Origin of the sequence: Plantactinospora sp. WMMB334 (assembly GCF_049179095.1) — a bacterium.
Classification (GTDB): domain Bacteria; phylum Actinomycetota; class Actinomycetes; order Mycobacteriales; family Micromonosporaceae; genus Plantactinospora.
Window position 1 is genome coordinate 4,474,547 of record NZ_JBMHME010000002.1, and the last position, 11,884, is coordinate 4,486,430.

11 protein-coding genes are annotated in these 11,884 nt (G+C 71.5%); 4 read left to right on the forward strand and 7 right to left on the reverse strand.

Annotated elements, in window-relative coordinates:
* Positions 1-227: 227 nt before the first annotated feature.
* The 4 genes from ACN27G_RS19240 (at position 228) to ACN27G_RS19255 (ending at position 2,455) form a co-directional block, all read left to right on the forward strand.
* Positions 228-1,130 (forward strand): class I SAM-dependent methyltransferase, encoded by a 903-nt coding sequence (locus tag ACN27G_RS19240; protein WP_421494170.1) that lies wholly within the window; start codon positions 228-230, stop codon positions 1,128-1,130.
* Between the two features lie 4 nt (positions 1,131-1,134).
* Positions 1,135-1,737 (forward strand): Uma2 family endonuclease, encoded by a 603-nt coding sequence (locus tag ACN27G_RS19245; protein WP_421494171.1) that lies wholly within the window; start codon positions 1,135-1,137, stop codon positions 1,735-1,737.
* Positions 1,738-1,843: 106 nt separating this feature from the next.
* Entirely contained in the window at positions 1,844-2,020 is a 177-nt protein-coding gene (locus ACN27G_RS19250; RefSeq protein WP_421494172.1) for a DUF2945 domain-containing protein, read from the forward strand.
* A 12-nt stretch (positions 2,021-2,032) separates the two neighbouring features.
* Entirely contained in the window at positions 2,033-2,455 is a 423-nt protein-coding gene (locus tag ACN27G_RS19255; RefSeq protein WP_421494173.1) for a DUF3140 domain-containing protein, read from the forward strand.
* Positions 2,456-2,615: 160 nt separating this feature from the next.
* Here the strand turns inward: ACN27G_RS19255 and polA are convergent, their stop codons facing one another.
* From polA to ACN27G_RS19290, 7 genes are all read right to left on the reverse strand, one after another.
* The gene (gene polA, locus ACN27G_RS19260) at positions 2,616-5,303 is read right to left on the reverse strand and encodes a DNA polymerase I (protein WP_421494174.1); all 2,688 of its coding nucleotides are present in this window, start codon (positions 5,301-5,303) and stop codon (positions 2,616-2,618) included.
* 144 nt (positions 5,304-5,447) lie between these two features.
* On the reverse strand, positions 5,448-6,158 hold the full coding sequence (locus ACN27G_RS19265) for an ABC transporter ATP-binding protein (RefSeq protein WP_421494175.1): 711 nt from the start codon (positions 6,156-6,158) through the stop codon (positions 5,448-5,450).
* Positions 6,148-7,053, reverse strand: coding sequence for an ABC transporter ATP-binding protein (locus tag ACN27G_RS19270; protein ID WP_421497384.1), 906 nt, complete (start codon positions 7,051-7,053; stop codon positions 6,148-6,150). Before ACN27G_RS19270 ends, ACN27G_RS19265 begins: the two co-directional genes overlap by 11 nt.
* Before the next feature lie 28 nt (positions 7,054-7,081).
* The gene (locus ACN27G_RS19275) at positions 7,082-8,230 is read right to left on the reverse strand and encodes a branched-chain amino acid ABC transporter permease (RefSeq protein ID WP_421494176.1); all 1,149 of its coding nucleotides are present in this window, start codon (positions 8,228-8,230) and stop codon (positions 7,082-7,084) included.
* A complete protein-coding gene (locus tag ACN27G_RS19280; RefSeq protein WP_421494177.1) occupies positions 8,227-9,210 on the reverse strand; it encodes a branched-chain amino acid ABC transporter permease in 984 nt (327 codons plus the stop codon). The genes ACN27G_RS19275 and ACN27G_RS19280 overlap by 4 nt, the downstream gene beginning before the upstream one ends.
* A 61-nt stretch (positions 9,211-9,271) precedes the next feature.
* Complete coding sequence (locus tag ACN27G_RS19285; protein WP_421494178.1) at positions 9,272-10,420, reverse strand: branched-chain amino acid ABC transporter substrate-binding protein; 1,149 nt, start codon at positions 10,418-10,420, stop codon at positions 9,272-9,274.
* Positions 10,421-10,688: 268 nt separating this feature from the next.
* Complete coding sequence (locus tag ACN27G_RS19290; protein ID WP_421494179.1) at positions 10,689-11,864, reverse strand: hypothetical protein; 1,176 nt, start codon at positions 11,862-11,864, stop codon at positions 10,689-10,691.
* Between the last annotated feature and the right edge of the window lie 20 nt (positions 11,865-11,884).

Sequence of the window (11,884 nt, forward strand, 5' to 3'; positions counted from 1 at the left end):
GACCCGTCGCCGGGCACACCGGGCGATCGCTGCTCCGATCGCTAGAGTGTCTCCGACGACCGCGGACCTTCTCCCTGCCGAGGCACACGATCCGCGAGCGCATCGAACAGCTTACCGTGCGCATTACCACAGCATGCAAGCCCTCCCCGCACGGGATGAGATCCGCAGTCCACTGCTCGGGAAGAGACTCCGCGCGGCGCCGTCGACCGACCCACTAGCGTGGCACAGTGCCCGAGAACAACCTGCCCGGCCTCCTGCCGCCCGATCTCGTCGACGAGCCGCCCGGGGTGCTCCGGCGCCGGGTCGGCGACGCGGAGAGCCGGCGGGCCAACCGCCGATGGTGGGACGCGGACGCCGACGACTACCAGGCCGAACACGGCGCCTTCCTCGGTGACGTGGACTTCGTCTGGTGTCCGGAAGGGCTGCGCGAGGCCGACGCCCGGCTCCTCGGCGAGCTGCCCGGCCGGCGGGTCCTCGAACTCGGCTGCGGTGCCGCCTCGGCGGCTCGCTGGCTGGCGACCGAGGGCGCCCGACCGGTCGGGCTGGACCTCTCCGCCGGCATGTTGCGGCACGCCGCGCGCGGTGCCGCCACCTCCGGGGTACGCGTGCCGCTGGTCCAGGCCGACGCCCTCGCCCTGCCGTTCCGGGCCGGCAGCTTCGACATCGTCTGTACGGCGTTCGGCGCGATCCCGTTCGTGGCCGACTCGGCAGCGGCGCTCCGCGAGGTCTTCCGGGTGCTCCGCCCCGGCGGCCGGTGGGTGTTCTCGGTCACCCATCCCATGCGGTGGATCTTCCTGGACGACCCGGGCGAGGGCGGCCTGACCGCCGTGCACTCCTACTTCGACCGCCGCCCCTACGTCGAGCAGGACGAGGCCGGCACCCCGAGCTACGTGGAGCAGCACCGCACCCTCGGCGACCGGGTACGCGAGATCGTCGGCGCCGGTTTCGTGCTGCGCGACGTGGTGGAGCCGGAGTGGCCGGCCGGGCACGAGCAGGTCTGGGGGCAGTGGAGCCCGCTGCGCGGCCGGCTCTTCCCCGGCACCGCCATCTTCGTCTGCGACAAACCAGACTCGGTCAGCGACAAACCGGACGGCGAGTCCGTCCGGCATCGGTCCGGCTCAGTATGCTGAGCCGGTGAGCGCCGAGCCGGTATCCGAGACGCCCGGGCCGTGGCAGCCGGACCCGGTCCGGCAGCGCCAGGCCGGCTACACGCTGGAAGACCTGCTGCACCTGCCGCCGGACGCCCCCCGGGTCGAACTCGTCGACGGAGTCATCCACGTGGTCCCCTCCCCCACCCTGGGCCATCAAGACATCTCATATCTGCTCCGGCGCTGGCTGGGCGACCACGCCCCCGAGCACCTGCGGGTCGCCCAGGCCGTCGGGGTGGCCCTGGGCACCGATTTCACCCGGGAGCCGGACGTGCTGGTCTACCGGGCGGAGGTGCCGGCCGACCGGCACTTCCTGCTTCCGCACGAGGTGGTGCTCGCCGTCGAGGTCGTCTCGCCCGGCACCCGCCGCACCGACCGGTTCAGCAAGCCCGCCGAGTACGCCGCCGCCGGCATCCCCGGCTACTGGCGGGTGGAGCAGGACCCCGTCCGGGTGTACGCGTACCGTCTCGCCGACCGGCCCGGCCGGAGCGGCAACCGGGAGTACGAACTGCTCGCCGAGGCCGCCGACGTGCTGGAGCTGACCCAGCCGTTCCCGGTCACGCTGCCGGTCGCCGACATCACCCCGTAAGTCCGGTTCCGACCCGGCCCCGGCAGGTCCGCGCTGGTTACCGGCCCTGGTCGGCCGGGTAGACCGCCGTATGCCGGAGCGGAGAAAACTGCGGAAGGGCGACCGGGTGAGCTGGCGCAGTCACGGCTCCAGCGCGCACGGCACCGTCCAGGAGGAGATCACCGAACGGACGTACGCCGCGAAGCGTACGGTCGCCGCGTCGAAGGAGGACCCGCAGTACCGGGTCCGTACCGACGAGGGTCGGGACGCGGTGCACAAGCCGGAGGCACTCTTCGATGACTAGCCGGGAGGTTCGATGAGTGGCCGGGAGGACGGCCGGGACACCGTCCGGGAGTTCCGCGACGCCGTCAACATGAACCCGGGCGAGCTGGACAAGTGGCTGACCAGCGACGACTCGAAGTCGGCCGGCTGGCGCAAGGGACGCGGCGAGTCCGTCGGGCACGAGTCCGGCCGGCGGATCGTCGACCTGCTGCGCAAGCGGACCAACCAGTTCACCGAGCGCGACCTGGCGCACATGCGCAAGGTGGTCGGGTACGTCCGCCGGCACATGGCCCAGCGACCGGCCGGCGACGTACGGAACACCAGGTGGCGCTTTTCGCTGATGAACTGGGGCCACGACCCGCTGAAGGCACCCCTGCCCGCGGTGGGCGGCCCGTCCCGCACGGCGCAGCAACGGCACCGGGCCGCCGAGCGCCCGTCGAGCCGGAACCGCCGGTAGCCGCCCCCGGCACGGTCCCGCGTCGCGTCGCCAGCAGCCGGCGCGGTGTCGTCGCCGACGACCGTCTCGGTGCCGTGGCCAGCAGCCGCCGCGACGCCGTGGCCGGCGACCGGCGACCGGCGCGGCCAGCAGCCGATCCGGCTGGGCAGCCGGTGCGGCGTCAGTGGTCGGCGCTGTTCCAGTCGGCGCCGACGCCGACGGAGACCTCCAGCGGCACGGCCAGCGGATAGGCGGCGCCCATCTCTCGCCGGACCAGCGCTTCGAGGTCGGCCCGCTCGCCGGGCGCCACCTCGAAGACGAGCTCGTCGTGCACCTGGAGCAGCATCCGGGAGCGCAGGTCGGCGGCGCGCAGCGCGGTGTCGACGTGCAGCATCGCCACCTTGATGATGTCGGCGGCCGAACCCTGGATCGGGGCGTTCAGCGCCATCCGCTCGGCCATCTCCCGCCGCTGCCGGTTGTCGCTGACCAGGTCGGGCAGGTAGCGGCGGCGGCCGAGGATCGTCTCGGTGTAGCCGTCCTTGACCGCCTGGCGGACCACCGACTGGAGGTAGTCGCGGACACCGCCGAAGCGGCTGAAGTATTCCTCCATCAGGCCCCGGGCCTCGTCGGCGGCGATGCCGAGCTGCTGGCCGAGGCCGAACGCGCTGAGCCCGTACGCGAGGCCGTAGTTCATCGCCTTGATCTTGCGCCGCTGGTCCGGGGTGACCTCGGCCACCGGGACGGCGAAGACCGAGGAGGCGGTGGCGGCGTGGAAGTCGGCGCCGGAGTTGAACGCCTCGATCAGTGCGGCGTCGCCGGAGAGGTGCGCCATGATCCGCATCTCGATCTGGCTGTAGTCGGCGGTGAGCAGGCAGTCGTAGCCCGGACCGACCACGAAGGCGCGGCGGATCCGGCGCCCCTCCTCGGTGCGGATCGGGATGTTCTGCAGGTTGGGGTCGGTCGAGGAGAGCCGGCCGGTCGCCGCCACCGTCTGGTGGAAGGTGGTGTGGATCCGCGCGTCGTCGGAGACCGACTTGAGCAGGCCGTCGACGGTGGACTTGAGCCGGGCCACGTCCCGGTGCCGGAGCAGGTGCTCCAGCAGCGGGTGCGGCTGCTGCGCGTAGAGCCACTGCAGGGCGTCGGCGTCGGTGGTGTAACCGGTCTTGATCTTCTTGGTCTTGGGGAGGCCCAGCTCGGTGAAGAGGATCTCCTGCAACTGCTTGGGCGAGCCGAGGTTGAACTCCCGCCCGATCACCCCGTACGCCGCCTGGGCCACCGCCTTCACCTCGCCGGCGAAGTGCGCCTCCAGCTCCGACAGGTAGTCGGTGTCGGCGGCGATGCCGGTCCGCTCCATCGCGCCCAGCACCTCGACCAGCGGCTGCTCGACCTCGCGGAGCAGCCCGGCGGAGTGCTCGCCGCCCCGGGACAGCTCGGTGTCGAGGGCCTCGGCGAGGTCGAGGGTGGCCCGGGCCCGAAGCATCAGGTTCTGTTCGACCTCGCCGTCGTCGCCCAACCCGGCGAGGGTGAGCTGGCCGGTCTCCGGCGCGTCGACCTTCAGCTCCCGGTGCAGGTAGCGCAGGGCGAGGTCGGTCAGGTCGTAGGAGCGCTGGTCGGGCCGGACCAGATAGGCGGCGAGCGCGGTGTCCCGGGCCACTCCGCGCAGGGCCCAGCCGTGCGCGGCGAAGGCCAGCAGCGCCGGTTTGCTGTCGTGCAGCACCTTGGGCCGCTCCGGATCGGCGAGCCACCCGGCCACCGCGGCCTCGTCGGCCTGCTCCAGCCCGGCCGGGTCGAACCAGCCGGCCGCCCCGGCCGCGGTGGCCAGCGCGACACCGGTCAGCGAGCCGGTGCCCCGGCCGAACGAGCCGGCGGCCGCGACCCCGACCGGGGTGCCGGGCGGGGTGTGCTCGGCCAGCCAGCCGGTCACCTCGCCCGGCCCGAGGAGCTTGCCGGCCAGGTCGAACCCGGCCTCGGCCTCCGGCTCCACCGCGTCGAGGTACTGGTAGAGGCGGTCGCGGAGAATCCGGAACTCCAGGGCGTCGAAGACCTGGTGCACCGCCTCACGGTCCCACCCCGGCCAGCGGGTCTCCTCGGCCCGCAGCGGCAGCTCGAGATCGGCGACCAGGTAGTTGATCTCGTAGTTGCGGATCACGTCGGCGAGCCGCTCGCGCAGGCTGTCACCGGCCTTGCCCTTGATCTCGTCGGCCCGGGCGATCACACCCTCGACGCCGCCGTATTGAAGGATCCACTTCGCGGCGGTCTTCGGGCCCACCCCCGGCACACCCGGAAGGTTGTCGCTGGTCTCGCCGACAAGCGCCGCCAGGTCGCGGTATTGCGCCGGGCCGACCCCGTAGCGGGCGGTGACCGCCGCCGGATCCATCCGGGCCAGGTCGGAGACGCCCTTGCGGGGGTAGAGCACGGTGATCCGGTCGTCGACGAGCTGGAACGCGTCCCGGTCACCGGTGCAGATCAGCACCTCCATCCCGGCGTCGCGGCCCTGGCAGGCCAGTGTGGCGAGCACGTCGTCGGCCTCGTAACCCGGCTTCTCCACCGTCGGCACCCGCAGCGCGGCGAGCACCTCCTTGACCAGGCTGACCTGGCCGGCGAACTCGCCCGGTGTCTCGGAGCGGCCGGCCTTGTAGTCGGCGTAGCGCTCGGTGCGGAACGAGCGCCGGGAGACGTCGAAGGCCACCACGATGTGCGTGGGGTGCTCGTCGCGGAGCACGTTGATCAGCATTGAGGTGAAGCCGTAGACCGCGTTGGTGGGCTGCCCGGTCGTGGTGGAGAAGTTTTCCACCGGCAGGGCGAAGAACGCCCGGTATGCGAGCGAATGACCGTCGAGCAGCAGCAGGCGCGGCGTGGAGGCTGTCACGATAGGCGACTCTAGTCCGCACCCCCGACAGCGCGACGACCGCCGGGCCGGCCGCGTCCGCAGCGTGCCACGGCGTGCCGGAGGCCGCTGCGGACGCGCCGGGCCCCGGTCCGGAGAACCGGACCGGGGCCTGGCGACACGGGTTCAGGCGACCCCGAGGTACGCCTCCTTGACCGCGGGATCGTGCAGGAGGTCCTGGCCGCTGCCCTCCTTGACGATCCGACCGGTCTCCAGCACGTAGCCCCGGTGTGCCCGGGAGAGCGCCTGCTGGGCGTTCTGCTCCACCAGCAGGATCGTGGTGCCCTGCTGGTTGATCTCCGTCACGATGTCGAAGATCTGCTTGATCACCAGCGGGGCCAGCCCCATCGAGGGCTCGTCCAGCAGCAACAGTTTCGGCCGGCTCATCAGGGCCCGCCCCACCGCCAGCATCTGCTGCTCACCGCCGGAGAGGGTGCCGCCGGCCTGCTTGCGCCGCTCGGCGAGCCGGGGGAACAGCCCGAAGACCCGCTCCAGGTCGGCGGCGATCCCGGCGGCGTCCCGCCGGGTGTACGCCCCCATGTCCAGGTTCTCCAGCACGCTCATGCCGGGGAAGATCTGCCGGCCCTCCGGGGACTGGCAGAGCCCTCGACCCACCCGCAGGTCCGCCCGGAGCCGGCTGATGTCCTCGCCGGCGAACCGGATCGCGCCGCCGGCGAGCCCCCGGATCCCGGAGATGGCCCGCATCGTGGTCGTCTTGCCCGCGCCGTTGGCCCCGATGAGTGCGACGATCTCGCCCTCGTCGACGTGCAGGCTGATCCCGTGCAGGGCCTCGATCCGGCCGTACGCCACGGTGACGTTCTCGAGTTCAAGCAGCATCGACGGGCTCCCCCAGGTAGGCGGCGATCACCTGCGGGTCCCGGCTGACCTCGCTCGGCGCACCCTCGGCGATCTTGGTGCCGAACTCCAGCACCACGACCCGGTCGGTCACGCCCATCACCAGCCGCATGTCGTGCTCGATCAGCAGCACGGTGTGGCCACGGTCGCGGATCCTCCGGATCAGCGCCAGCAACTGCTCCTTCTCCGCCGGGTTGAACCCGGCGGCCGGCTCGTCCAGACAGATCAGCTTGGGCTCGGTGGCCAGCGCCCGGGCGATCTCCAGGCGGCGCTGGTCGCCGTAGGGCAGGTTCCGGGCCAGCTCGTTGGCCCGACCGTCGATCCCCACGAACTCGAGCAGGTCCAGCGACTTCTTCACCGCCGACCGCTCCTCCAGGATGTGCCGGGAGAGCCCGAAGATCCGGGCGGAGTTCCGGCGCAGCCGCTGCCACGCCCGCAGCACCCCACCCTCGGCGGTGACCTGCGGCAGCTCCTCCGGCTTGGGCTTCATCCGGTAGAGCCGGAAGAGGGCGCCCGGCACGCTCGTCCTGTGCCGGGAGTCAGTCCCGACCATGACGTTCTCCAGCGCGGTCATCTCGGGGAAGAGCCGGATGTTCTGGAAGGTACGCGAGATGCCCATCCGGCTGATCTCCGGCGGCTTCCGGCCGCTGACCCGGGCACCGTCGAACCGCACCATGCCGGAGGTCGGCTTGAAGACCCCGGTCATGACGTTGAAGCAGGTGGTCTTGCCGGCACCATTGGGCCCGATCAACCCGAGGATCTCGCCCTGGTAGATCTGGAAGCTGACGTCGTTGAGCGCGACCACACCGCCGAAGCGGAGCACGACGTGGTCGATCTCGAGTAGCAGCCTGCGCGGCCCGGGCTGGCGCGGGACCACCGACTCCCGGGCCTCGTTCGAGGTCGTCTCAGACACTGACCTTCGCCTCCTTCGCCCGGTCCTGCAACTCGCGGGCGCGCCGCCGGCTCGGGATCAAGCCCTGTGGCCGCAGCACCATCACGAGCACCATCGCCATTCCGAACGCCAGCCAACGGTAGTCGGCCACGAATCGGAACCGCTCGGGCAGATACGCCAGCAGCACCGCGCCGAAGGCGACGCCGACCATGTTGCCCGAGCCGCCGACCACCACCATCGCGACGAAGAGGATCGAGAGTTGGGCGTTGAACTGAGTGGGGTCGATGAAGGCGTTCCGGCTGGCGAAGAGGAACCCGGAGAGCCCGCCGAGCGCCGCGCCGATGGCGAAGGCCCAGAGCTTGAACTTGAACGGGTACACCCCCATCACAGCGGCGGCGTCCTCGTCCTCCCGGATCGCCAGCCAGGAGCGGCCGACCCGGCTGTTCTCCAGCCTCCGGACGGCGAAGACCATCAGCAGCACGACGGTGATCGCCAGCCAGTACCAGGGCTTGAGGTCCTGGAGGCCGAAGATGTTGTTGTCGGCCGCCGGCGGGCCCTGCGGACCGGGAATCGCGGAGATCCCGACCGGGCCGTTGGTGACGTCCTCCAGGTTGCGGGCGAGGATCCGGATGATCTCGCCGAACCCGAGCGTGACGATGGCCAGGTAGTCACCGCGGAGCCGCAGGGTCGGCCAGCCGAGGAGCACCCCGGAGACCAGGCTGAGCGCGATGGCGATCGGAATGCAGGCCGCCCATGCAACCGCCCAGGTCGGTGGGAGGTCGAAGGTCCGCTGCAACCACTGCACGACCGGCGAGTTCGTCGAGCCGAAGAGCGCCACACTGTAGGCGCCGATCGCGTAGAACCCGATGTAGCCCAGGTCGAGCAGGCCGGCCAACCCCACGACCACGTTCAGGCCGATGGCGACCAGCACGTAGATGGCGCAGGTGAAGAGCACCCCGGCCCAACTGTTGCCACCGACGATGTAGTCGGTGCGCAGCCAGGTCAGTCCGGGGATGCCCAGGTAGGGCAGGTAGTAGAGGAAGGCGACGAACGCGACGAATCCGACGGCACGCTGCCAGGGCGGGAGGCCCGCCCAGCGGTCGGCCACCCCGCCGACGGCGGCGCGGCGGCGGGCCTCGGCGGCCCGGACCTTTTCCATCATGCGCGGGCCCTCCCCAGTGACTCGCCGAGCAGACCGGTCGGCCGGAACATCAGCACGACGATGAGGACCACGAAGGCCACCACGTCCTCCCAGGCCGAGGTGTAGAGGGTGGCGGCGTAGACCTCGACCAGGCCCAGGAAGAGGCCGCCGAGCAGGGCTCCCCGCAGGTTGCCGATCCCGCCGAGCACCGCCGCGGTGAACGCCTTGAGCCCGAGGACGAAGCCGAGGCTGCTCTGTGTGAAGCCGAAGCGGACGCTCCAGAGCAGCGCGGCGGCACCCGCCATCACGCCGCCCAGGACGAAGATGAGCATGATGACGCGGTCCTGGTTGACCCCCATCAGGGCGGCGGTCTCCGGATTCTGGGCCACCGCCCGCACGCCGCGGCCGTAGCGGGTGCGGTTGATGAACCAGTCGAGCACGGCCATCATCACCAGGGCGGAGACGAGGACCAGCGCCTGCACGTTGGTGATCGCGGTGTCACCGAGGCTGAACAGCGGCTTCTGCTCGATGAGCGTCGGCATACCGACGATCTGACGCTCCCGCCCGAAGAGCGTGGGGAAGATGCCGCCGACGAGCCGGGGCAGCAGCAGGCCGAGGATCTCCACCAGGACCAGCGACAACCCGATCGCGGTGATGAGGAAGACCAGGGGTGGTGCGTTGCGGCGGCGCAGCGGTCGGTAGGCGACGCGTTCCAGCGCCAGCGCGGTGCCGCCGGAGAAGATCGCGGCGGCGATCAGACCGATCAACAGGAAGAGGATGACCTGCCCGACCGGCGGCCGGTCCTGCAGGCCGAACGCGGTCCAGGCACCGAGGACCCCGAAGGTGCCCACCACGAAGACCTCGGAGTGGGCGAAGTTGATGAGCCGGAGTACGCCGTAGACCAGGGTGTAGCCGAGCGCGATCAGGGCGTAGATGGCGCCCTTGGAGAGGCCGTCGACGGTGTGCTGACCGAGGTGGCCGAATAGTTCATCGAAGTTCACAAAGGCTCCTTGCATCGAGCGCGGCCGGGGGGTTCACCCCCGGCCGCCCTCAAAGACCCGGTCAGCTGAGCTTGAGCTCCTGCAGCGCGGTGATCTGCTTGTCCTTGATCTCGTACGCCCAGATCACGACCTTGCTCGGGTCGACATCGCCCTTGTCGTCGAACTTGATGTACTTCGACACGCCCTGCTTGTCGTAGGACTTCACGAACGCCAGGATGTCGGCCCGGCTCTGCTTGCCCGCCTCGAACGCGTCCAGGTAGACCTTGGCTGCGTCGAAGCCCTCCGCACCGTAGGAGCCCGGCGGGATGCCGTACTCCTTCTGGTAGTCAGCGGAGAAGGTGCCGCCGGCCTTGTCGGCGGGGAGGCACGGGCAGGTGATGATCGCGCCCTCGGCGCCGCCGGCCGCGCCCTCGGCGAACGCCGGGTCGTAGAGGCCGTCCGGACCGATGAACTTGGCGGTCACGCCGGCGGCGCGCATCTGCCGGACCAGCGGGGCGGCCTCACGGGTGTAGCCGCCGTAGAACAGGTAGTCGGCGCTGGCGCTCTTGATCTTGGAGATGGTGGCGTCGAACTGCGACTGCCGCTCCTGGATCTTGTCGGTGGCCGCCACCAGCGGGCCGAGCGCCTTGCCGAGCTCGGCGGTGATGCCGGCACCGTACGCGCTGCCGTCGTCGACGACGAAGACCTTCTGCGCGTTCTGAGCCTTGAGGTAGGTCGCCACCGCGGCGGCCTGGGTGCCGTCGTGGCCGACGACCCGGAAGAACGAGGTGTTGCCCTTCTGGGTCAGGTCGATCCGGGTGGCCGACGGGCTCACCATCGCCAGGTTGGCGCCCTGGTAGACCGGCATGGTCGCGTCGGTCTCGCCGGAGAAGTGCCCACCGATCACGCCGAGGAACGACGAGTCACCCGCGATCTGGCTGGCGAACGGGGTCGCCACCGCGGGGTCGCCCTGGGTGTCGAACTCCTGGAGGGTGACCTGGCAGTCCGGCTTCGCCGCGTTGTGCTGCTTGACGGCGAGCTTGGCGCCGTTCAGCGACGGGATCACCAGACCCGCGTTGTCGCCGGTGAACGCACCGAAGATCGCGATCTTGCCGCCACAGGCCTCGGCCTCGGTGCTGCCACCGCCGCCCGAGTCCTGGCAGCCGGCCGCGGCAACCATGACCGCCGCCAGGGCGGTGGTGCTCAGCGCCCGTACATACTTACGCCTCACGGCTCTTTGACCTCCTCGAAGTGCGGGCGACATCTGTCTGGTGGCGGGTCGGCCGAATCGGCACACCCCGCCGTCGGACGGAAAGCCTCCACCCGCGTTACGGCTCGTGATGGCGGAGCGTACCGAGGCTCATTCGGTGAAGGAAAGGTCTGACGGCGGGGCTTGCCAAACCGTTACGAACACGTGCGTCCCCATGACCACGCCCGTAACAAGCGGGTCCGGCTACACCCCTTATCCGACCTCTCGTCCGTCTTCGACCGGCGCCGGGTCAGGAACCGGAGGGGAGCCGGGCGGCCCAGAGGGTGCTCTCGCGGCCGTCGTCGACCGCGAGCACCACGCGGTCGGCCAGGGCCACGACGCTGGCGTCCCGGCCCGCGCCGACCGGCATCGGCGCCGGCCCGGTCACCGGACGCCAGGAGCGGCCGCCGTCGCCGCCGGCCCAGAGCGTGTACGACGTCCCGTCGGAGACGGCGGCGAGCACACCGTCCCCGGTCACCGTCAACGCACCCACCAGCGGTACGCCGGCAGGACCGCGCGCCCCGAACGAGCCGGCCAGCTCCCAGCCCCCGGCCACCCGCCGCCAGACGCCGAAGTCCCGCCCCCGCAGCCCCACCGCCAGCGGCGTGCCGTCGCACACCACGACCCGCTGGAGCTCCTCGTACTCCCCGGTCGCCGGCACCGGCTCCCGCCGCCAGGCGCGGCCGTCCGGCGAGGCCCAGGCGAGCGGGTCACGGTCGATCCGGCCGGCCGGCGGCAGGATCCCGCCGACCATCAGCCAGCCCTGTGCGGTGGCGGTCGCGTCAAAGGCCCAGGTCGTGCCCCGGGCATCGGTGGCGAGCTCGGGTGCGCCCTCCATGATCTCGAACTCACCGGCATCGGGAGAAAGCCAGGCCGCCGCGCCACTGGACCGGTTGCCCGTGATCAGGTAGCCGGCCGGCCCGGCGACCAACCGGGCCACGTTCACCGCCGTCGGCCCGCCGTACAGCTCGAACCGGGCCTCGATCTCGACCAGGGAGCCGTCCGGCCGCTGCTGCCAGCTGCTCGCCCGCGGATTGCCGTGCGCACCGCCCGGCTTGTCGCCGAGCACCGCCAGCCGCCCGTTCGTGCAGGCCGCCGAGTAGAGGACGCTGCGCCGGCCGTAGTAGCTCTTCGGCGTGAGCGGGATCGCCGCCCAGGCGCTCCCGTCCGAGCTCGCCCACGCCGCGGGCCGGGTCTCACCCGCGCCGGCGCCGACCCCGCCGACCACGTACCACCGGCCGGCGCAGCCGGTGACGTCGCGGACCAGGAGCCGGCCGGGGGCACCGGCCGGCGCGGGCAGGGCCAGCCGCTGCCACCGCGGCCGGACGGGCTCGGGCGCCGGCTCCGGCGGCCGGCCCTGACAGCCGGCGCCGAGCAGTAGGGCCACGAGGAGCGTCGCGCCGAAGGGACGCCGCCCGGAGATCATCGACCGATTGTAGGCCCGGG

Excerpts from the sequence above, each read along its gene's own strand:
- ACN27G_RS19255 (WP_421494173.1), top strand. The coding sequence starts at position 2,033 with ATGAGTGGCCGGGAGGACGGCCGGGACACCGTCCGGGAGTTCCGCGAC.
- ACN27G_RS19265 (WP_421494175.1), bottom strand. The coding sequence starts at position 6,158 with ATGCTGCTTGAACTCGAGAACGTCACCGTGGCGTACGGCCGGATCGAG.
- ACN27G_RS19290 (WP_421494179.1), bottom strand. The coding sequence starts at position 11,864 with ATGATCTCCGGGCGGCGTCCCTTCGGCGCGACGCTCCTCGTGGCCCTA.
- ACN27G_RS19275 (WP_421494176.1), bottom strand. The coding sequence starts at position 8,230 with ATGATGGAAAAGGTCCGGGCCGCCGAGGCCCGCCGCCGCGCCGCCGTC.